The sequence below is a fragment of the Pelobacter seleniigenes DSM 18267 genome (assembly GCF_000711225.1).
GTDB classification, from domain to species: domain Bacteria; phylum Desulfobacterota; class Desulfuromonadia; order Desulfuromonadales; family Geopsychrobacteraceae; genus Seleniibacterium; species Seleniibacterium seleniigenes.
Map to the genome: position 1 here is coordinate 2,860,973 of NZ_JOMG01000002.1, position 22,673 is coordinate 2,883,645.

17 protein-coding genes are annotated in these 22,673 nt (G+C 58.0%); 15 read left to right on the forward strand and 2 right to left on the reverse strand.

The window, feature by feature from the left end:
• The first annotated feature begins 195 nt into the window (after window positions 1–195).
• The 15 genes from dpaL to N909_RS0116000 all read left to right on the forward strand — a co-directional run bounded on the left by dpaL (window position 196) and on the right by N909_RS0116000 (window position 20,559).
• Window positions 196–1,401 (forward strand): diaminopropionate ammonia-lyase, encoded by a 1,206-nt coding sequence (gene dpaL / locus N909_RS0115930; protein ID WP_029916894.1) that lies wholly within the window; start codon window positions 196–198, stop codon window positions 1,399–1,401.
• A gap of 46 nt (window positions 1,402–1,447) precedes the next feature.
• Window positions 1,448–2,650, forward strand: a complete 1,203-nt coding sequence (locus N909_RS0115935) for a YgeY family selenium metabolism-linked hydrolase (protein WP_029916896.1) — start codon at window positions 1,448–1,450, stop codon at window positions 2,648–2,650.
• Window positions 2,651–2,660: 10 nt separating this feature from the next.
• Window positions 2,661–3,608 carry a carbamate kinase gene (arcC, locus tag N909_RS0115940; RefSeq protein WP_029916898.1) on the forward strand — a complete coding sequence of 316 codons (948 nt, stop codon included), beginning with the start codon at window positions 2,661–2,663 and terminating at the stop codon, window positions 3,606–3,608.
• A gap of 28 nt (window positions 3,609–3,636) precedes the next feature.
• Window positions 3,637–4,821 (forward strand): knotted carbamoyltransferase YgeW, encoded by a 1,185-nt coding sequence (ygeW, locus tag N909_RS0115945; RefSeq protein ID WP_342672705.1) that lies wholly within the window; start codon window positions 3,637–3,639, stop codon window positions 4,819–4,821.
• Window positions 4,822–4,881: 60 nt separating this feature from the next.
• Window positions 4,882–5,259, forward strand: coding sequence for a RidA family protein (locus tag N909_RS0115950; RefSeq protein WP_029916902.1), 378 nt, complete (start codon window positions 4,882–4,884; stop codon window positions 5,257–5,259).
• Between the two features lie 119 nt (window positions 5,260–5,378).
• Window positions 5,379–7,931: a selenium-dependent xanthine dehydrogenase gene (xdh, locus tag N909_RS0115955; protein WP_029916906.1), complete on the forward strand. Its 2,553-nt coding sequence runs from the start codon at window positions 5,379–5,381 to the stop codon at window positions 7,929–7,931.
• Window positions 7,932–8,015: 84 nt separating this feature from the next.
• Window positions 8,016–9,302, forward strand: coding sequence for an amidohydrolase family protein (locus N909_RS0115960; RefSeq protein WP_029916908.1), 1,287 nt, complete (start codon window positions 8,016–8,018; stop codon window positions 9,300–9,302).
• 17 nt (window positions 9,303–9,319) lie between these two features.
• Window positions 9,320–10,708, forward strand: a complete 1,389-nt coding sequence (hydA, locus tag N909_RS0115965; protein WP_029916910.1) for a dihydropyrimidinase — start codon at window positions 9,320–9,322, stop codon at window positions 10,706–10,708.
• Between the two features lie 19 nt (window positions 10,709–10,727).
• Complete coding sequence (ygfK, locus tag N909_RS0115970) at window positions 10,728–14,006, forward strand: putative selenate reductase subunit YgfK (protein WP_029916912.1); 3,279 nt, start codon at window positions 10,728–10,730, stop codon at window positions 14,004–14,006.
• Between the two features lie 26 nt (window positions 14,007–14,032).
• On the forward strand, window positions 14,033–14,848 hold the full coding sequence (gene yqeB, locus N909_RS0115975; RefSeq protein WP_029916914.1) for a selenium-dependent molybdenum cofactor biosynthesis protein YqeB: 816 nt from the start codon (window positions 14,033–14,035) through the stop codon (window positions 14,846–14,848).
• A gap of 18 nt (window positions 14,849–14,866) precedes the next feature.
• Entirely contained in the window at window positions 14,867–17,152 is a 2,286-nt protein-coding gene (gene xdhA, locus N909_RS0115980) for a xanthine dehydrogenase subunit XdhA (RefSeq protein WP_029916916.1), read from the forward strand.
• A gap of 36 nt (window positions 17,153–17,188) precedes the next feature.
• Entirely contained in the window at window positions 17,189–18,058 is an 870-nt protein-coding gene (gene xdhB / locus N909_RS0115985; RefSeq protein WP_029916918.1) for a xanthine dehydrogenase subunit XdhB, read from the forward strand.
• Window positions 18,059–18,532, forward strand: a complete 474-nt coding sequence (xdhC, locus tag N909_RS0115990; RefSeq protein WP_029916920.1) for a xanthine dehydrogenase subunit XdhC — start codon at window positions 18,059–18,061, stop codon at window positions 18,530–18,532.
• Between the two features lie 31 nt (window positions 18,533–18,563).
• Entirely contained in the window at window positions 18,564–19,901 is a 1,338-nt protein-coding gene (locus N909_RS0115995) for a 5'-deoxyadenosine deaminase (protein WP_029916923.1), read from the forward strand.
• Window positions 19,902–19,920: 19 nt separating this feature from the next.
• On the forward strand, window positions 19,921–20,559 hold the full coding sequence (locus N909_RS0116000) for an HAD-IA family hydrolase (RefSeq protein WP_029916925.1): 639 nt from the start codon (window positions 19,921–19,923) through the stop codon (window positions 20,557–20,559).
• A 60-nt stretch (window positions 20,560–20,619) separates the two neighbouring features.
• Here the strand turns inward: N909_RS0116000 and N909_RS0116005 are convergent, their stop codons facing one another.
• Window positions 20,620–21,648, reverse strand: a complete 1,029-nt coding sequence (locus N909_RS0116005) for an XdhC family aldehyde oxidoreductase maturation factor (RefSeq protein WP_029916927.1) — start codon at window positions 21,646–21,648, stop codon at window positions 20,620–20,622.
• A gap of 141 nt (window positions 21,649–21,789) precedes the next feature.
• Complete coding sequence (locus tag N909_RS0116010; protein ID WP_029916928.1) at window positions 21,790–22,521, reverse strand: outer membrane protein OmpK; 732 nt, start codon at window positions 22,519–22,521, stop codon at window positions 21,790–21,792.
• Between the last annotated feature and the right edge of the window lie 152 nt (window positions 22,522–22,673).

The following is a 22,673-nucleotide window of genomic DNA, read 5'->3' on the forward strand; positions in this document are numbered from 1 at the left end:
CTCGCGAAGGTTTCTCTTGTAGATGTTTTTCCGCTCTGGCAGGTGTTGCTGTCGGGCCGATCTGTCGGCCTTGGCGGTGGAGTCGGGTGCGGCTCAGGCTGAGGAAAAATTTTATGAGAGACATTAAGTTTTGACTTGAACAAAAAATTTTATGATATAAAATAATTTGTAGAACGGACGGAAAGGAGCACAACGATGTGCGAAAAAGATATGCTGTATGTTCTGAACAATCCGGTTGTCGATGGAAAATTCCCCACCTTCTCAACGGATGCAGCGCAGGATGCAATGAGGCTTCATGCGAGCATTCCCGGTTATCAATCAACCCCGCTTGCCCATCTCGGTCGACTGGCCAAGGTGTGGGGCCTTAAGGATCTGTATATCAAAGACGAGTCGTATCGATTCGGTTTGAATGCATTCAAGGTGCTGGGTGGAAGCTATGCGGTGGCCAACCTGCTCTGCGAAAAGCTCGGCAAATCCATTGGTGAAGTTGATTTTGACTATCTGATCAGTGCCGCGGTCCGTCGCCAGCTCGGAGATATGACCTTTGTGACAGCGACGGATGGCAATCACGGTCGCGGTATCGCCTGGGCTGCGGAAAAGCTGCAGCAGAAGGCGGTGGTCTATATGCCGAAGGGCTCGGCGGCCGCCCGGGTAAAGAGCATCGAGGCGCACGGCGCCACGGTCCACGTCACCGATCTGAATTACGATGAAGCGGTCCGGCTGGCCTCTGAGCAGGCCGCGAAAAACGGCTGGTATATGGTCCAGGATACGGCCTGGGAAGGGTATACCAAGATCCCGACCTGGATCATGCAGGGCTATATGACCATGGCCATGGAAGCTATCGGGCAGCTCGGGGAACAACAGCCGACCCATGTGTTTATCCAGGCGGGGGTCGGGGCCATGGCTGGTGCCGTCCAGGGCCTGCTGGTCGAATACTATAAGGACAAACCGCCGGTAACAGTCATTGTCGAGCCGAAAAATGCCGCCTGTCTGTACAAGTCGGCGGCCGTCGGCGACGGCCTGCCCCATGCGGTGAGCGGTGATTTGCAGACCATCATGGCCGGGTTGGCCTGTGGCGAGCCCAACCCCATCGGCTGGGATATCCTCAAGCAGAGTGCGTCCTGCTTCATGAGTGTCGACGACTACCTGGCCGCGAACGGCATGCGCATTCTTTCCTGTCCAGTGCTTGGCGACGACCGGGTCATCGCCGGTGAATCGGGTTCCATCGGTGTCGGCGTGCTTGACCTGATCATGAACGATGCGGACTACCGGGAATTGAAGAACGCCTTGGGCCTGGGGGCGGATTCCGTGGTGCTGCTGTTCAATACCGAAGGGAACACCGATCCGGTCAACTTCAGGCAGATCGTCTGGTACGGCAAACATTTGAAACCGAAACAATAAAAATATCGCAAAAAGACCTTTAAACATTGTTGCTAGGGAGGAAAAAATGCAGGATTTCGATAAGATTTTAGAGCTGGCCCGTGAATATAAAGCCGATATGACCAAATTTTTGCGCGATATGGTGCGGATTCCCAGTGAAAGCTGCGACGAGAAAAAGGTCGTTCTACGGATCAAGGAAGAGATGGAAAAAGTCGGTTTTGACAAGGTCGAAATCGACGGCCTCGGTAACGTGCTCGGCACCATCGGCCACGGCAAGCGCCTGATCGCCTATGATGCTCATATCGATACGGTCGGTATCGGCAACCGCGACAACTGGACCTTCGATCCCTACGAAGGTTATGAAGATGACGAAACCATCGGCGGGCGTGGGACCAGCGACCAGGAAGGCGGCATGGCGGCCATGGTCTATGCCGGCAAGATCATCAAAGACCTTGGACTTGAAGATGAATATACCCTGGTGATGGTCGGTTCGGTTATGGAAGAAGACTGCGACGGGCTGTGCTGGCAGTACATCATCAAAGAACTGGGCCTGAAGCCGGAGTTCGTTATCTCCACCGAGCCGACCGATGGCGGCATCTATCGCGGCCAGCGTGGGCGCATGGAGATCAAGGTCTCCGTCAGTGGTGTCAGCTGTCACGGTTCCGCTCCGGAGCGCGGCGACAACGCGATCTTCAAAATGGCGCCGATTCTTCAGGAGCTGGAAGAATTGCATAAAAACCTGATTACGGATGACTTCCTCGGCAAGGGGTCGCTGACCGTTTCCGAAGTCTTCTCCACCTCGCCGTCCCGTTGCGCCGTTGCCGACAGCTGCTCTGTATCCATCGACCGGCGGCTGACCAAAGGCGAGGACAAGGACTATGCCCTGAACCAGATTCGCAACCTGCCGGCTGCCCAAAAAGCCGGGGCCAAGGTGGAAATGTATACCTACGAACGCCCGGCCTACACTGATCTGGTCTACCCGACCGACTGTTATTTCCCGTCCTGGGTGGTTGAAGAGGAGCATGTCGCCGTTCAGTCCGTGGCGGAAGCCTACCGGAGCCTGTTCAAAAAGGAACCGCGCATCGACAAATGGACCTTTTCGACCAACGGGGTGTCCATTACCGGAATGTTCGGCATCCCGACCGTCGGTTTCGGCCCCGGCAAGGAAGCCCAGGCCCATGCGCCGAACGAAAAAACCTGGAAGGAAGATTTGGTGACCTGTGCAGCTGTTTATGCCGCTTTGCCTAAAATCTATTTGACCAAGGTCTGAGAGGTGACGCATGGGTGAGATTATTGTCGTTGCCATTGGCGGGAACTCGTTGATTCGCGATGCCGCCCACATGTCCGTGGGGGATCAGTATGAGTCCGTGGTGGAAACCGCGAAACATCTGGCCGACATTGTCGAGTCGGGGTTCCGGGTCGTTATTGTCCACGGCAATGGTCCGCAGGTCGGTTTTATCCTGCGCCGTTCCGCCATCGCTTTTGAAGCGGCCGGCTTGCATGAGGTCCCCTTGTCGAGCTGCGTTGCCGATACCCAGGGGGCCATCGGCTTTCAGATCCAGCAGGCTCTGGACATCGAAATGAACAAGCGCGGTCTGGACAAAAAGACGGCGACCCTGGTCACCCGCGTTGCGGTGGATGAGAATGATGCCAAGTTCCAGAATCCGAGCAAACCGATCGGCTCGTTCTTCAGTGCTGAACAACGGGCCGAATTGGAACAGCGCTACCCGGACTGGCAGTTCATGGAAGACGCGGGGCGCGGGTTTCGGCGGGTGGTTCCTTCGCCGGAGCCGATCGAGATTGTCGAGCTGGAGCTGATCAAGGATGTCATTGCCAAAGACTATGTGGTGGTGGCCTGCGGCGGCGGAGGTATTCCGGTGGTGAAAAAGCCCGAGGGCTACCTGGCCGTGGATGCGGTGATCGACAAGGATCTGGCCTCGGCGCTGTTGTCCGCCCAGATCGACGCCAAGCGTTTTGTGATTTCGACCGGGGTTGATTATGTCTATCTCAACTTCGGCAAAGAGAATGAACAACGCCTTGAGCAGGTGACGCTGCAGCAGATCAAGACTTATGTTGAGGAAGGACACTTTGCCGCCGGCAGCATGTTGCCCAAGATAGAGGCGGCTATCCGCTTTCTGGAAAATGGCGGGGAAGAAGTCATCATTACTTCGCCCGAATATATAAAAATGGCTTTGAACTACGAAATCGGTACGAGAATAACCCAATAACGACAGGAGTGATAAGGTGAGCAACGTATTGACCCGAGAATTGATTCGCAGGCTGAGCCTGCAGGATACCAGAAATATGTACCTCAATGATTTTCTGCATACCTGGGACAAGACCGACCAGGAATTGCAGGCGATTTTCAATGTTGCCGAAATCCTGCAGGAGCTGCGCAAGGACAATATCTCGCCGAAGGTGTTTGACAGCGGGCTCGGCATTTCCCTGTTCCGTGACAATTCAACCCGCACCCGGTTCAGCTTTTCCAGCGCCTGCAACCTGCTCGGGCTGGAAGTGCAGGACCTGGACGAAGGCAAGTCACAGATTGCCCACGGTGAAACGGTTCGGGAAACGGCCAACATGGTCTCTTTCATGGCCGACATCATCGGCATTCGTGACGATATGTACATCGGCAAGGGGCATGCCTACATGAAAGAGGTGTCGGCTGCGGTTGAGGCCGGTTATCGTGAAGGGGTGCTGGAGCAACGTCCGACCATCGTCAATCTGCAGTGCGATGTCGACCATCCGACCCAGTCCATGGCCGATGCCATGCACCTCATCCAGAGTTTTGGCGGGGTGGAGAACCTGAAGGGTAAGAAGATCGCCATGACCTGGGCCTATTCGCCGTCCTACGGCAAGCCGCTCTCCGTCCCGCAGGGGATCATCGGGCTGATGACCCGCTTCGGCATGGAGGTCTCTCTGGCTCATCCGGAAGGGTATGAAGTGATGCCCGAAGTGGAGGAGATCGCCAAACGCAACGCCGAAAAATCGGGCGGGTCGTTCACCAAGACCAACAGCATGGCGGAAGCTTTCGCCGGTGCGGATATCGTTTATCCGAAGAGCTGGGCGCCGTTTGCCGCCATGGAAAAGCGCACCAATCTGTATGCCGAAGGCGACGATGCCGGAATCAAGGCGCTGGAAAAAGAGCTGCTGGCACAGAACGCCAACCACAAGGATTGGGAGTGTACCGAAGAGTTGATGGCCCAAACCAAAGAGGGCAAAGCCCTGTACCTGCATTGCCTGCCGGCGGACATCTCCGGTGTCTCCTGCCAGGCCGGTGAGGTTGCGGCTTCGGTCTTCGATCGCTACCGGGTTCCGCTCTACAAGGAAGCCAGCTACAAACCCTATATCATTGCGGCCATGATCTTCCTCAGCAAGTTCAACAATCCGGCGGACAAACTGCTGAGTCTGCTGGAACAGGGCACCCCGAGGATCCGTTAACTACTGTCTTGGTGCACCCCGGTCCAAGGGCCGGGGTGTGGTCAATAAGAAGAGGACGTTATGAAAGAGATTGTCCATACCGAAAATGCGCCGGCGGCCATCGGGCCTTACAGTCAGGCGACCAGCAGCAATGGCATGGTTTTTACTTCCGGCCAGATTCCCATCGATCCGGCGACCGGCGCGGTCGTGGCCGGCGATATCAAGACTCAAACCGAGCAGGTTATGAAAAATCTCGGCGCGGTCCTGGCGGCGGCTGGTTGTATGGCGCAGAATGTTGTGAAGACGACCTGCTTTTTGCAGGATATGGCTGATTTTGCCGCATTCAACGCGGTCTACGAGGAATATTTTTCAGAAAATCCTCCGGCCCGTTCCTGTGTGGCCGTCAAGACTCTGCCGAAAAACGTTCTGGTCGAAGTGGAGGCAATCGCGGTCAAGTAAGTCATGCATCGCACCTGCAGGGACAGCACCGCAAGGCTAACTGCACAGTTGGAACCACTACGGCACATCACTCAACCCGCTCCGGAAGCTGGTGCGGATGCGGAGCAAACGAGGTGGCTATGGTCAGATTTACTCTCAACGGGAAGGACGTGGTCTATGACGGGGACGGGGCGCGAACCCTGCTTTCTTGGCTGCGTTTTTCCGTCGATATGAAAAGCGTGAAGGACGGTTGTTCCGGACAGGGGACCTGTGGCGCCTGCCTGGTCGAACTGGATGGCAAACCGATGCTGTCCTGTTCAGTGAAAATGTCTGCCATGGAGGGGCGCACCCTGGTGACGCTGGAAGGGCTCCCGGAGGAGATCCGCGCGACCCTGGGGCGGGCTTTCGTGGCCGCAGGGGCCGTTCAGTGCGGGTTCTGCAGTCCCGGTATGCTGTTCCGGGCCAAAATGCTGCTGACCGAAAATCCCAATCCGACCCGCGCCGAAGTGACTCAGGCCATCCGCCACCATCTGTGTCGCTGCACCGGTTACGTCAAAATCGTCGATGCCATTATGCTGGCGGCGGAAAAATTACGCAATCAGCAGCCGATAGAGTTCTCCGGTTATGGTGTCGGCTCTTCCGCGCCGAAATTCGAAGCCTATGAGCGGGCCATCGGCAAACCCCTTTTTATCGGCGGCATGGAACTGCCGGGGATGCTCCACGGCGGTCTGCACTTCAGCGCCCATCCGCGCGCCAGAGTCCTGAAAATCGATCTGTCCAAAGCCGAAGCCGTGCCCGGCGTCATTCGCGTTTTTACCGCCCGTGATATCCCCGGCCGCAGACAGGTCGGGCAACTCGTCAAGGACTGGGATGTCTATATTGGCGAGGGGGAAATAACCCGCTGTATTGGCGACGTGCTGGCCTGTGTGGTTGCGGAAGACAAGGAAACCGCCGATCGGGCCGCGGAGTTGGTCGAGGTCGAGTACGAGGTCCTCGAACCGCTCACCGATCCCTTTGCGGCCATGACCAGTGATATCCGGGTTCACGAGGGGGGCAATATCCTCAAGGAGACCGTGATTCGTTATGGGGAAGATATTTCCAGCGTCTTTGCAAAGTCCGCCCACGTGGTGACCGAACGCTTTCAGACCCAGTTTATCGAACATGCCTATCTGGAATTGGAAAACAGTATCGCCGGTTATGAAGATGGCAAACTGACGGTCTATTCCCAGGGGCAGGGAATTTACGGAGATCGGCAGCAGATCGCTGATCTGCTGGGACTGGATGTCAAAGATGTGAATGTCAAGCTGGTGCCGGCGGGGGGCGCATTCGGCGGCAAGGAGGATCTGACCTGCCAGGGGCACGCCGCCCTGGCGGCATATCATCTGCAACGCCCGGTCAAGGTCAAGCTCGACCGCAACGGGTCGATCCGGATGTCAGTCAAGCGCCACCCCATGACCATGGAATACACCCTCGGCTGCGATGAAGAGGGGCGTTTCACCGGTCTGCTGGCGCGGATCGTCGGTGATACCGGGGCCTACGCTTCGGTGGGCGGGCCGGTCATGGAGCGGGCCGCGACCCATGCCGGCGGGGCTTACCATATTCCCAATATCGATGTGGAATCGACGGCAGTCTACACCAACAACGTTCCCGCCGGGGCCATGCGCGGTTTTGGGGTGAACCAGGTCACTTTTGCCATCGAAGGGGTGATCGATGAGCTGTGTGCCCGGGCCGGTTTCGATCGCTGGCAGATCCGTTATCTCAACGCCCTTGATCAAGGGTTGAAGACGACCAGCGGGCATCGGTTGAGGAAAGCCGTTGGTTTGAAGAAAACCCTTGAGCTGGTCAAGGATGCTTATGGGGACGGTCACGGTGTCGGGCTTGCCTGCGGGATTAAAAACTGCGGCCTCGGCAACGGCATCCCCGAATTGAGCCAGGTGCGTCTCGAAGTGACGGCCGACGGCATGATCAAGCTGTTCCACGGTTGGAGCGAAATGGGGCAGGGGGTGGATACGGTCGTGCAGCAGATGCTCTGTGAATATCTCGGGCTGGCAACGACGGACTGCATCAAGGTCATTGTCATGACCGACAGTGAAACCAAGGGGGGGAGCACCACCGCCAGCCGCGGTACTTTCCTGGCCGGCAAAGCGGTGCTGGAAGCTGCCAAGGGGCTCAAAAAAGACCTGGAAAGACATCCTCTGAGCGAGCTGGCCGGGCGCACCTACGACGGCAGTTACCTCTGCGATTGGACGACCCCTGCTGATTTCGACGGCGAAGTGATCAGCCATTTCGCCTACAGTTTTGCCACCCAGCTGGTGAAGCTGGACGACGAAGGTGCGATCGTCAAGGTCAGGGCCGTCCATGACAGCGGCACGGTCGTCAACCGCAAGCTCTTCGAAGGGCAGATCGAAGGCGGGGTGGTCATGGGGATGGGCTACGCCCTGACCGAAGACTTGCCCATGGAAGACGGCCGGATTACCGATTACAGTTTCCGTAAGCTCGGCCTGTTGCGGGCCAACGAGGTGCCGGAGATTGAAGTGGTGCCGCTGGAAATCTACGATGAGGATGCTCCCTTCGGTGCCAAAGGGGTGGGCGAAATCTGCTGTATTCCGACCGCCGCTGCGGTGGCCGGAGCCTACCGGAGCTTTGACGGGAAAAAACGCACCAAGCTGCCGATGGGCTGGTTGAAGAAGTAGGCTGCTTGCGAAATGACTGATTCTGCAGCCGGATGCCGGTTCAAGCTCCGGCTGCCTTGACGCGCGTGACAACAGGAGGGCCGCATGGCACTTTATCTGAATAATGCATTATATCTGGACTGGCAGACCTTGGCCTTGCGGTCCACCGCTCTTAAGGTGACCGAAGGGAACAGCGGCGGCCTGGTCCTTATCGACAAGATTCCCGAACCCGCAGAGTTGGCGACCGGGGACCGGGTGCTCGACTGCCGCGGCCGGCTGGTGACCAAATCCTTCGGCTGTGGCCACCATCATATCTATTCCACCCTGGCCCGGGGAATGCCCGCGCCGAAGAAGATTCCCGTCAATTTCAAGGAGATCCTCACCTATGTCTGGTGGACGGTGGACAAGTGTCTGGATCTGGAGATGATCGAGGCCAGTGCCCTGGCCAGCGCCATGTATTGCGCTAAAAACGGGGTGACCTTTGTCATTGACCACCATGCCTCGCCATTTGCGGTCGAGGGCTCGCTGGACACCATCGCCAGGGCCTTTGATCAGGTGGGGCTGGCGCACCTGCTCTGCTATGAGCTGTCCGACCGGGATGGCGCAGAGATTGCGGAGGCCGGGCTGGCGGAACATGAGCGCTATCTCGCTGCTGGTGGTCAAGGGCATATCGGCCTGCATGCCTCCTTCACCGTGGGTGACAACTTATTGAAACGTGCCGTCGCCCTGGCCGAAAAGTTCAACACCGGTCTGCATGTCCATGTTGCCGAGGACCGGGCCGATCAGGACGACTGCCTCAGGACTTACGGCAAGCGGGTGATTCAACGCTATGCCGACGCAGGGGTGCTGAACCTGCCGCAAAGCCTGCTGGTCCACTGCGTCCATCTGGATGAGGCAGAAAAACAGCTGCTCAGGAACAGCGGCAACTGGGTGATCGAAAATATCGAAAGTAACCAGAACAATAATGTCGGACAGGCCAATTACGGTCAGATCACCGATCGGGTCATGCTCGGCACCGACGGCATGCACAGCGACATGCTGCGCAGCGCCAAGGCCGCATTCTTAAGTGGCCAACCCATCGAAGGGGTCGGCATGGACACCATTTACCGGCGCTTCAGGAACATCCATCGCTATCTTGCGGAGCAGGGTTTCCAGGGGGACGGCGACAACAATCTGGTGATTCTTGATTATGATACGCCGACGGAAGTCACCACTGATAATTTCCTCGGTCACTTTATCTACGGACTCGATTCCAGCCATGTTGACACGGTGATCGCCAACGGCCGGGTCATTGTTGAGAACCGTCGCTTGACCCAAGTGGATGAAACTGAAATCCTGGGGCGGGCCCGCGAACTGGGGAATAAACTCTGGGGCAAAATGCAGCGGCTCTGAATCGGGTTGGGACAGGCATGAAGCAGCTGATCAAAAATGGGACTATTGTGACTGCGGAGAAGACCTTCCGTGCTGACCTGCTGATCGTTGACGGCATCATTGCTAAAATCGGCAGCGGGTTGACCGGCGGGGCCACGGTTACGGAGATCGATGCCTCCGGGCGCTATGTGCTGCCGGGCGGCGTCGATGTGCACACCCACCTCAACCTGGCCCTGGGGGAGCGGCGGGTCAGTGACGGCTTTTATCAGGGGATGCGGGCCGCGGCCTTTGGCGGCACCACCACCATCGTCGACCACCCGGAGGCGGGGCCTGCGGACTGCTCCCTGTTTCACCAGCCGGATTACTACCGGGAGCTGCTGGCCCATGAGGCAGTCATCGACTACGGCATTCACGGTGTGTTTCAACGCGTGGACAGCGAGGTTCTGCGGGATATTCCCGCGCTGATCCACAGCGGGGTGAGCAGTGCCAAAGTCTACCTGACCTATGACGGGATGCTGAATGACGTGGAGATCGCCCAGGTTCTGCAGGCCATGGGCGCTGCCCAGGGTCTGACCGCCTTCCATGCCGAGGACGATGCGGTTATCCGCGCGTTGCGCGAACAGTTCGGCCGGGAAGGGAAACGCAGCGCCGTCTACCACGCCCTGAGTCGCCCGGATACCACGGAAGCGGACGCCATCGCCCGGATTCTGGAACTGGCCTGGGCGGGCGGCAACATCCCGGTCTATATCGTCCATTTGTCGACGGCCAAGGGGCTGGCGGTCATTGAACAAGCCAAAGCCCGGGGGCAGCGGGTCTTCGCGGAAACCTGTCCGCAGTATCTGCTGCTGGACCAGTCCTGTTACCAGCAGGCGGAACCTGAAGGGCTGAAATATGTCATGGCGCCCCCTTTGCGCAGCAGTGCGGATCAGCAGGCCCTGTGGCGCGGGCTGAGCAATGGCAGTATCGATGTCCTGGCCACCGACCATTGCTCCTTCTCTTTTGCGGATAAAGTGAAATACGGCCAAGCGGATTTCCGGCAGTGTCCTGGTGGTTGCCCAGGGGTGGAAACCCGCTTGCCGTTGAGCTATTCCGCCGGGGTGGGGCAGGGGCGCTTCAGTATCAATCGGTTTGTCGATCTGGTCGCGACCACCCCGGCCAAACTCATGGGGCTGTATCCGCGCAAAGGAGCCCTGCAGCCGGGGGCCGATGCCGATATTGTGGTGTGGAATCCCGAGCTGGAAAAAACGCTGGCGGTGACGACCCTGCATCAGCAGTGCGACTATACGCCGTTTGCCGGGATGCAGGTCAAAGGCTGGCCTGAGCTGACCATGCTCAGAGGCCGGATCATTGTCAAAGACGGAGATTTTTTTGGGGAAAAGGGGTTTGGCGAATTTCTGGAGCGGACCCCTTTTGCCGGTTCCTGCTAAGGTTGGAGGCTTGCTAGTTATGCGCAGTGACGAGTTTGTTTGCAGTTCTTTAAAGACCCTGTTCGACTGGATCGGGCAGTATGATGAAAAACAGGAGATCTTCGGGATTTCCAGCGACCTTTTTTTCATTCCGGATGCGGCTGATCCGTTCCGCATGACCCGTTACGGCCAGTTGCTGGAAACCCCGCTCGGGGTCGCCGCCGGACCGCATACCCAACTGGCGCAGAATATCATTGCCGCCTGGCTGACCGGCGCCCGTTACATGGAGCTGAAGACGATCCAGGTGCTGGACGAGCTGGAAGTCACCAAGCCCTGCATCGACATGTCGGATGAAGGCTACAACTGCGAATGGTCGCAGGAGCTGAAGCTGGATCAGTCGTTTGACGAATATCTCAACGCCTGGATCATGCTCCATGTGCTCAAAGACAAATTCGGCTGGGACATGGCCGAGCGCGGCTTTATCTTCAATATGAGCGTCGGCTACAACCTGGAAGGGATTCTCAGCCCGACGGTGCAGCGTTTCCTTGACCGCATGGAGGATTGCAGCGCGGAGCTCCAGGCGAAAATCGATGAAATCGGCGCCTTTTATCCACGCATCCGCACGCTGCGGATCGCCCCGCAGATCACCCGCAACATCACCATTTCCACCATGCACGGCTGTCCGCCGGACGAGGTGGAGAAGATCGGCCGTTATTTCATCGAAGAGCGCCGGCTGGATACCACCATCAAACTCAATCCGACCTTGCTCGGGGCGGATAAGCTGCGGGAAATCCTGAATGAAAAACTGGGCTTTGCGACCGAGGTTCCGGACCTGGCTTTCGAGCATGACCTCACGTACGCAGCCGGGGTCAAACTTATCCGTGAACTGACCGCCAGCGCGGCCAAGGCAGGGGTCAGCTTCAATCTGAAACTGACCAATACCCTGGAAACCAGCAATATCCGCCAGAAACTGCCGAAGAACGAGGCGATGGTCTACATGAGCGGCCGCGCCCTGCATCCGATCAGTATCAATCTGGCGGCCAAGCTGCAGAAAGAGTTCGGCGGCACCCTGGATATCTCTTTTTCCGCCGGGGCCGACTGCTTCAATATCGCCGACATTCTCAAATGCGGCCTGAAACCGGTGACCCTCTGTTCCGATGTGCTCAAGCCGGGCGGCTACGGCCGGATCAGTCAGTACCTGCCGGTGATCGCCGCGGCCATGAGCGCGGCCGGAGCCGACTCCCTTGATGATTACGTCCTCAAGACCGCCGGCAAAAAGAACCTGGCGGAAGCGGTGGTCGCCAACCTGGAGGCCTACGCCGCCGAAGTGACGGAAGCGACTTATTACAAGAAGATTCATTATCCTTACGAATCGATCAAGACCGCCCGGAAACTGGAATTTTTCGACTGCGCCGAAGCCCCCTGTATGGGCGAGTGTCCGGCCGGACAGGAGATTCCGCGCTACCTTGATTATGTCGCCAAGGGGGAGCTGGAAAAGGCCTATCAGACCATTCTCGCCACCAATCCGTTCCCCAATGTGCAGGGGAAGGTGTGTGATCATGCCTGCCAGTCCAAATGTACCCGGATCAATTACGAACGGCCGCTGATGATCCGTGAGATCAAGCGCTTTGTGGCCGATAAGTTTGATCGTAACATGCCGAAACCGGAGTGCAACAACGGCGTCAAGGTGGCGATTATCGGCGCCGGGCCGACCGGTCTGTCCTGTGCCCATTTTCTGGCCATGGAAGGGTTCAGCGTCGAAATCTACGAGGCCAAGGGCCTGCTCGGCGGCATGGCTGCCGACGGTATCCCGGTCTTTCGCCTTGATGACGGCAGCCTGCAGAAAGATATCGACGGGATTATCGCCTTCGGCGTCAGGGTTCATCTGAATGTCAGGATCACGGCGGATAAATTTCAGGCAATCCGCGCGGCCAATGACTATGTCTACGTGGCCGTCGGTGCCCAGGAAAGCCTGCCGCTGGATATCCCCGGCATCGAGAGCGCAGGAGTCCTTGACCAGCTGAGCTTCCTGAGCCGGGTGCGCCGTCAGCAAGACCTTCCGCAAGGCCAGCGGATTATCGTGATCGGCGCCGGCAACTCGGCCATGGATGCCGCCAGGACCGCCAAGCGCCTGGTCGGCACCGGCGGCGAAGTGACCATTGTCTATCGCCGCACCCGGCGGGAAATGCCCTGTGACCCGGAAGAGGTGAGGGGCGCGCTGGAAGAGGGGATCAAGCTGGTCGAACTGGCCGCCCCGGAAGCCGTGGTGGCTGTCGATGGCAAGGTCAGCGGCCTCAGGGTCAGCAGGATGAAGTTGGGCGCACCGGATGAAAGCGGCCGGGCCCGGCCGGAGAAGGTCGCGGCTGCGGACTATGTTATTGATGCCGATCTGATCATCCCCGCCATTGGCCAGCAGGTGGTCCTCGATTTCTATCCGCAGGACAAGCTCGAAGTGAATGAAGCCACTTACGAGACCACGCTGGACAATGTTTTTGCCGGCGGGGATGCGCTGCGCGGGGCGTCGAGCCTGATCAATGCCATCGGCGACGGCCAGAAGGTCGCTTTCCAGATCATCAAGCGGGCGCAGAAAGAACGGCAGGGGTTTTTCTCTCCCCTCGATCAGCGCCAGCCCGACCTCAAGGCGCTGCAGATCAAGCAGGCTCGGCGCGGTTTTGGCCCGGCTTTGCCAGAGGTCGACGCCGATAACCGCATCAATTTCAATCTGTTCATGGACACCCTGAGCGATGCCGCCGCCGTGGAGGAGGCTGCTCGCTGTTTGCAATGCGACCTGGTCTGTAATATCTGTACCACGGTCTGCCCGAACCGCAGCAATATCTACTACCCCATGGAGCCGGTCACGCTGCCGGTGGAAACCGCAGTCAACAATAACGGTCAAGTCGAGATTCTGCGCGAGGGGAACATCAACATCAACCAGCCGTATCAGGTCCTCAATATCGGTGATTATTGCAACGAATGCGGCAACTGTACCCTGTTCTGTCCCAGCGCCGGCGACCCCTACAAGGACAAGCCCAAGTTTCACCTGCGCAAAGAGAGCTTTGCCAATGCCGAGTTCGGTTTCCATTTCTCTGCTGCGACCATGCAGATCAAAGGGAACAAGGGCGTGTCCGTACTTGCGGAGCAGAACGGCAATTACCATTACCAGGACAGCCAGCTGGAGGTGGTTCTGAACGGCAGCTCGCTGGCCGCTGAACAGGTGACTTTCAAGGATCCGGAATGTCGCCGAATGGGGCTCGGTTTTATCGCCGAATATGTGCTACTTTATAAATCTGTCAGGCCCAATCTTCCGGTTGTCGAATAAAAACACGAGGGCTGAAAAGTTGAACGATGAGCAAATTAAAAGATTTGACGATCTGTATTAAAAGCGGCGGCGACCTTGCTACGGGGGTCGCCGTTCGGCTGTTTAAGGCCGGTTTCCGGCGCCTGGTGCTGGTGGAGACGGCGTTTCCGCTGGCGGTCCGCCGCACGGTCTGCCTGTCGGAAGCGGTTTACAACGGAACCCAGGTGGTCGAAAACGTGACGGCGCGGCGCTGTGACGACCTGCGCGAGCTGGCCGCCATCCAGGACGCTGGAGAGATCCCGGTTTTGGTGGACCCGCAATGGCTGCTGTTGCCGCAACTCAAGCCCGCAGTGGTGATCGATGCCATTCTCGCCAAGAAAAACCTGGGCACCCGGATCGATGAGGCCGATCTGGTCATCGGCCTGGGACCGGGCTTTGTCGCCGGGCAGGACGTTCATTGCGTGGTGGAAACAAACCGTGGTCATTTCCTCGGTTCCACGATATATTCAGGGGCAGCGCAGGAAAATACCGGCATTCCCGGGGTGATTGCCGGCTACAGTATCGAACGGGTCCTGTGGTCCCCGCAGGATGGGCTTTTTACCACCGACCATGACATCGGCGACAGGGTGCAGCAGGGCGAAGTCTTTGGTATGGTGGATGATACGCCGGTGTTCAGTCAGCTGGATGGGGTGATCCGCGGGCTGCTGCGGACGCAGACACCGGTGCGGAAAAGGACGAAACTGGGGGATATCGATCCACGCGGCGAGGTGGCCTATTGCCGCCTGGTTTCGGAAAAATCGCGAGCGATCGGCGGCGGCGTACTGGAAGCCATCCTGCATCGGTTCATGGCAGCGGAAAACTGAGACATCAAGAGGTTGACGATGGCAGTTGGAATTTCGACGGAGCGCAAGGATGCCCTGGCCAAAGTTTCGGGCCGGGCGAAATATACCGAAGACTTCGCGGTCAAGGGGATGAAGCATGCGGTCTATGTCCGCAGCACCATCGCCCATGGCCGGGTGGTGCGGATCAACGCCGAAAAAGCGCAGGCCCTGCCCGGAGTGCGGGCCGTTTTCACCTATGCGGATGTGCCGCAGATTAAATTTGCCACCGCCGGCCATCCCTACGCCCTTGATCGTGCGGCCCGGGATGTCGAAGACCGGCTGCTGCTGACCCGGGACGTGCGCCTGGAAGGGGATGAGGTCGCCATCGTGGTGGCCGATTCCGAGCTGATCGCCCGCCGCGCCGCCCGCCTGGTCGAGGTCGAATATGAAAGCTATCCGCCACTGGTGACCCCGGAAGCGGTTCTGGCTGCAGGTGCCCGCAACATTCACCCGGATGGGAACATTGTCGGTGCGCACGCGTATGAGGTCGGCGGTGAGGTGCAGCAGGCCGAAAAAGAAGCCACGATTGTTGTCGAAGGGCGTTATTCGACGGCCATGGTTCAGCACTGCCACCTGGAAAATCATATCGCCTATGCCTATATGGAAGACGACGGCAACATCGTTGTCGTTTCGTCGACCCAGATTCCGCATATCGCCCGGCGGATCATCAGTGAGGCGCTGGACTTTCCCCTCGGCAATATCAAGGTAATCAAACCCTACCTCGGGGGTGGTTTCGGGGCCAAGCAGGATGTGGTCGTCGAGCCGATGGTGGCGTTTTTAACCCGCAAGCTGAACGGCGCGCCGGTGCAGATCAACCTGACCCGGGAAGAAACCATGTCCTGCACCCGGACCCGCCATCCTTTTCATGGCCACATCAGGGGCGGTATCGACGACCACGGCGTGCTGCAGTTCATCGATCTGGACGTCGTTTCGGTGACCGGCGCCTACGCTTCTCATGGCCACGCCATTGCGTTGGCCGGCGGGGCCAAGACCTGCGCCATGTACCCGCGTTCGGTGATTCGCTACAACGCCCGAACGGTCTATGCCAATATGCCTTCCGCCGGGGCCATGCGCGCCTATGGCACGCCGCAGGTTGCGTTCATGGTTGAATGCCTGGTGGAAGAACTGGCCCGCAAGGCCGGGATCGACCCGCTGGAATTTCGACTGCGGAACGTTGGCCGATCCGGCGATATCAACCCCCTCAATAAGCAGGTGATCATCAATCACGGCCTTAAGGACTGCCTGGACAAGGGGCGGGAAATCTTCCAGTGGGACCGGAAGAAAATTGACTATGCCGACAAGAAGAGCGGGTCGGTTCGTTCCGGGATCGGCGTGGCCTGTTTCAGTTACGCCTCCGGAACCTATCCCGGTAATGTCGAAATTGCCGGTTGCCGACTGATCCTCAACCAGGACGGTTCGGTGCATGTCCATGTCGGTGCCACCGAAATTGGCCAGGGTTCGGACACCGCGTTTGCCCAAATGGCCGCAGAGACCACCGGTGTCCATTATGACCAAGTCAAGGTTATCTCCACTCAGGACACCGATTACACGCCCTTCGATACCGGCGCTTACGCGTCCCGGCAGACCTATGTCAACGGGCAGGCCGTGTACAAGGCCAGTCTGGAATTCCGTGACAGGATCCTGAGTTATGCCGAGGAGATCACCGGGCGGGTCAAAGAAGCGCTGACCATCGCCGGCGATCGTATCGTCTATGCTTCTCATCCGCAAACAACGGTGATCAGCTTGCGCGATCTGGCGATCGATTCCTACTACCACAAAGACCGGGGCGGGCAGATCACCAGTGAGGTGTCCTATAAAACCCGGACCAACGTCCCGGTCTTCGGTTGCACCTTTGTTGCCCTTGATGTCGATATCGAACTGTGCAAGGTCACCATCCGGGAGATTCTCAATGTTCACGATTCCGGCAAAATCATCAATCCGCTGATGGCCGCCGGCCAGGTTCACGGCGGCATGAGCATGAGTATCGGCGCTGCACTCTACGAAGAACTGCTGGTGGATGAGGTCAGCGGGCATATTTATAATAACAACCTGCTTGATTATAAGCTGCCGACCATGACCGATATGCCGGATCTTGACTGTGCTTTTGTCGAGATCGCGGAGCCCACCGCCAGCTACGGCCAGAAAGCCCTTGGCGAACCGCCGGCTATTTCGCCGGCTCCGGCCATCCGTAACGCGATTCTGGATGCAACGGGAGTTGCGCCCACGCAGCTGCCCATGTCGCCAAAGTCGCTGTTCAGATTATTTCGCGCCAACGGCCTGCTTTGATGATGCACTCACCGCTTTGCCGTTCAGGGGAAGACGATGTTTAATATCGAGACATACAATAAAGTTCAGTCGGTTAGCGAAGCCGTCACGTTATTGGCGGAAAATCCCCGGGCTCGGGTTCTGGCCGGGGGGACCGATGTCCTGATCCGGCTCCGGGAAGGGGATGACCGCTATTCCCAGCTGATCGATATTCACGACCTGGCTGAATTGCAGCAGGTCCAACAGCTCGCCAGTGGCGAAATCTGCATCGGCGCCGGGGTGACGTTTTCGCAATTAATGGACAACCGGCTGATTCAGGAGCGCCTCCCGCTGGTTGCCCAGGCCGCCGGAACCGTTGGCGGTCCTCAGGTCCGCAACGTGGCAACCATCGGCGGCAATCTCTGTAACGGTGCGATCAGTGCCGACAGCGCGGCGGCCTTATATGTGCTGGACGCAGTCCTTGAAATTGAGGGCGTCAGCGGTGTCCGCGACCTGCCGATCGGCGAGTTTTACCTGGGGCCGGGGCAGGTGGCCTTGGAGCACAGCGATGTGCTGCGGGCGATTCGGATTCCCGCGGCCAGCTACCGGGACTACGGGACCCACTATTACAAATACGCCATGCGCAATGCCATGGATATCGCAACCATCGGTTGCGCGGCGGCCTGTAAGGTCAAGGCCGGTTGTTTTGATACGTTGAAAATCGCCTTTACCGTCGCGGCTCCGAAACCGATGCGAGCCCGGAGCGCAGAACAATTTTCGGTTGGCCAGGCGGTGACCCCGGCGCTGATCAATGAGATCGCTGGCCTGGTGTTGCAGGACTTGAATCCGCGGGATTCCTGGCGAGCTTCAAAAGAGTTTCGCCTGCATATCATCAAAACCCTGGCCCGCCGGGTGATTATGGCCGCGGCCGGCGTTGCGGAGGCCTAGATGACCAGAACCATTTCCTTTGTTCTGAATAACGAACCCTATACCCTGGATGTGGATATCCGTCTGTCCTTGCTGGAGGTTCTTCGTGAGCAGGGGCTGACCAGTGTCAAACAGGGCTGCGGCGTTGGCGAATGCGGTGCCTGTACCGTGCTCATCGACAATATCCCGGTGGATTCCTGCATGTATCTGGCGCTGTGGGCGGATGGCAAAACGATCCGGACCGTGGAAGGGGAGAGCCGCGCGGGCGACATTTCTCCGGTTCAGCGCGCCTATATCGATGCCGGGGCGGTTCAGTGTGGCTACTGTACGCCCGGCTTTATCATGACCTCCACCGCGTTTGTCGAAAAATACCAGGGGCAGGCGGTGGACCGTGAACTGATCCGCCGCGAACATGCCGGCAACCTCTGCCGCTGCACCGGTTATGAAACGATCATCTGTGCGGTGGAAAGCTGCCTGCAGGAGCAAAGCTCTTAACCTCACATCTTTGATAGAATTGATAAAAACCATGCAATGTCTGCTTATTAAAAACGGCACCCTGGTGACCATGAATGGTCAACGGGATATTTTTCAAGGTGATCTGCTGATCAAGGGAGAACGGATCGAGCGGTTGGCCGCGCAGATCGACGAGCCTGCCGATCAGGTTATCGATGCCAGTGGTTGCGCCGTCATCCCCGGGTTGATTCAGAGTCACATCCATCTGACCCAGCGATTGTTTCAGGGGTTGGCCGATGACATGACCCTGCTCGACTGGCTGAAAACCCGGATTTGGCCGCTGGAAGCGGGGCATACCTGGGAGAGCAATTATCTCTCCGCCCGGCTGGGGATCGCCGAACTGATTGCCGGCGGGACCACCGCGATTATCGATATGGGGACGGTCAACCACACCGAGGCGATTTTCCAGGCCATTGACGAGACCGGTTTCCGGGCCCTGGCCGGGAAATGCATGATGGATCACGGCAGGGGGGTGCCGGGCGGTCTGCTGGAAGAGACCGGGGCATCGCTGGCCGAAGCGGAGCGCCTGGCCGAGAAGTGGCACGGTGCGGCCGGTGGCCGGCTCGAATACGCCTTTGCGCCGCGCTTTGTCGTCTCCTGTACCGAACGGCTGCTGAACCGGGTGGGCGAGATGGCCAGGAGCATGAATCTCAAGGTTCATACCCATGCCTCTGAAAACCTGCAGGAGATCGCCCTGGTCGAGGCTGAGCGCGGAATGCGCAATGTCACCTACCTGAAAAAACTGGGCCTGACCGGTGAAAACCTGATCCTCGCCCATTGTATCTGGCTGGACGGGGAGGAAAAACAGATCCTCGCGGATTCCGGGACCATGATTGCCCACTGCCCGAGCAGCAACCTGAAGCTGGCCTCAGGGATCGCCCAGATCCCCGAGCTGCTGGCGCTGGGTTGTCATGTCTCCATCGCGGCCGATGGGTCCCCCTGCAGCAACAATCTGGATATGTTCACGGAGATGCGTCATGCTGCGCTGATTCAGAAACCCCGACTGGCCGATTCGACGGCCATGCCCGCGGCGACCGTTTTTGAAATGGCGACCCTGGGTGGAGCCCGGGCGCTGGGGAAAGAAGCCGAGCTGGGCAGTCTTGAACCCGGTAAACTGGCGGATCTGGCCGTGGTCAACCTGGAGACACTGCATAACAGTCCGGGGCAGGGGCGGGATGTGGTTTCGCAACTGGTCTATTCCGTGCGCGCGGCCGATGTTCAGGCCACGGTGGTGAACGGCAAGGTCTTGATGCAGGACCGGCAACTGACCACCATCAATCAACAGGAGCTGCTCGCCGAGGCCAGACGGGTTAACGGCGCCGTTCTTGAGCAGCTCAAATCTTTAGCATAAGCAAGGTAAGGCAGGCAGAATGAAGACAGTCATATTCGACCTTGACGGGACCCTCAGCGATTCCAGTGAAGGGATCTTCCGGTCGTTGAATTACGCCCTCGGCAAGATGCACGCACCGGGAATCGAGCGTTCTGCAGTCGGGCGCTACATCGGTCCGCCGTTAAGCGCATCTTTCAGCGAGTTGCTGCAGACCAGTGAACAAGCGGTTCTGGAGCAGGCGGTCGCGCATTTTCGTGACGACTACGCGGCGGAAGGCTATAAAATCAACGCCCTGTATGACGGCATCGCCGAGGTGCTCGCCCGGCTCGATCAGGATGGCTACCGGTTGTTTATCGCGACTACGAAAAAAGCGGATATCGCCTGTGATGTCCTTCGCCATTTTCAGCTGGAAGGTTATTTTCAGGCCATTTACGGTGGGGGGTCGGAGATCCCGAAACCGGAGTTGATCCGCCAGCTGTTTGCCGAACACGGGGCCTGCCCGCAACAAACGGTCATGGTCGGCGACACCCATTACGATATCGCCGCTGCCAGGGAGAATCAGATCTTCGCAATCGGGGTCGCATGGGGATTCGGCGCTACGTATGAACTTGCCACGGCTGATGTGGTGGCCGCGACGCCGGTTGATTTGCCGGACAGTATCGCCCGGCTGTTGGCATAAGTTCTGTTCCGTTTTCTCTGACCGGGCCGCTGTTCTTTTCGGCCCGGTGCCTTTTCTGGGCTATTCAGCCCTTTTCTTGATTAATTCAGCGACAATACTGACGGCAATTTCAAAGGGTGATTCCGCGCCGATAGCGAGCCCGATCGGGCAATGCACCGCTTGCAACTGCTGGGGGGAGATCCCGGTTTCCCTGAGATTGGCGTAAATGGTCTCTTTTTTGCGGCGGCTGCCGATCATGCCGATATAGCGCGCTTCGGTTTGCAACGCCTGCTGAAGGACGTGCTGGTCGTAAACATGACCGTGGGTCAGGATGACAATATAGGAATCGTTGGTCACGGGAATTTGGCTGAAGATCCTGGCAAAATCTGCCACGACCCTGATCTCGCTGGCTTCGGGGAAGCGGGCGCTGTTGGCGAACTCCGCACGGTCATCGCAGACCACCACATCAAACCCTGCCGCATGGGCTAACCCGGCTAAGGCAAGGGCGATGTGCCCGGCTCCGGCCAATACAACCTGGCCACCGGCGGTGAAATTGTCAATGAACCAGCTTGCGCCGTCAATCTCCAGCAGGCAACTGCTTCTGGCGCCCCGCAGATGGCTGAAAATCTGCTCTTGCAATGCCGCCGGTTGAGACTGCGGATCAGCTCGGGCGACCAGGTGTCGCTGCGCTTTCCCCTCGCTCTCAACCAGACTCAGGTCAATGGCCCAGACTCCTTTGGTCGCCGTTGCCAGGAGCTCCTGAAACTCTTTAAGCAGCCTTTGGGTTGGCGGATCCGGGGTGAACAGTTCAAATAACAGCGAAACCCTGCCGCCGCAGAGCATATCGATCTTTTCACCTTCATGCCCCGGTTGCAGGTCAAAGTGAGAAATGGCGGCCCGGGTGGAACCCGGCAAGAAATCCTTGGCAACAGAGATCGCTAAATTTTCGACCCGGCCGCCGCCGATCGTTCCCCAAAAAGTTCCATCTTCGGCAACGACAATTTTAGCCCCGGGTTGTCTCGGTCCTGACCCCTGTTTGTCGATCACCGTGATCAGCACCGCACGTTGACCCTTGTCGAGAAGGGATAAGAGTTGCGTTTCCAGGTTCATAGCGCACTTCACCAGAAGAGGTTTGGGTTAAACAACAATGGCCCCAAAAGCGGGGCCATTGTCAACTGCATAAGTTGGCACGGGGAATTTCGATCAAAGGGGCAGCAATTCCCCGTGCAACCGCTTTTATACCAAAGGAAATCAGAAGGTCCAGCGGAGCATGGCCTGCGGAACGCTTTCATCCACCCCGTCACGACCCAGGCGATTTTTCCAGTACTGATACTCCATTCCGACGCCGATATTATCGGTAATGTGCCAGACGAGTTGCGGCTGGGTCAAGACGTTGCTCTTCGCGCTGCCTTCGCGGGTGGTGTAATCCATAAAACCTTCAAAAGAGAATTTCTGGTTTTTGATGGTGAAAGGCATGTTCCAGACAATGGTGAACTGCGCCGAATCTCCATCCAGGGTCGGGTCATCGCGATATTGCAGATGGGTTTTGAAGAAGGCAAAGCCGGGAACATTCCAGTCGGCACTGACCCCGCTCATGAGGGTGACCTTGTTGGTGAAACTGTTCGCGTCGATATCCGCCTGCACGATAATGTAAACATCCTTGAGCGGTCCCTGCAGCGGTTGCTTGTCAAAGGCGCGCAGCAGGCTCAGGCGGGGACCCCATTCGAGGTGAATGCCGTCGGTCTCATCGCGGTCAGCGGCATCGCCAAGGTCCATGAACGCATAGCTATCGCCGTACTTCCAGCCGGTGGCATTGGCCAGGGTGAGAATCATGCCCTCTTTATCCTTGCGTTTGTCATAGTTCCAGCCATACAGGAATTCGGCTTTGGTGCTGCTCCACTGAGCGGCACTGACCGAAAAGCCTCCGGCGAGGATAAGGACAAGAGCGATTGCCATAGCCTTAACAAATTGATAACGACCCATCTTTTGCTTCTCCTTTTCAAAGGTGTGGCAGGTTGAAAAGCCTCTCATTTAGGCACAGCAAGAGCGCTGTTTTCAGGGATATGGCCTGAGACCATTTCTTGCTATGCCAACCAAATAAGGTTGTCCGGGAGAATCGGCAACAAGCGATTGTT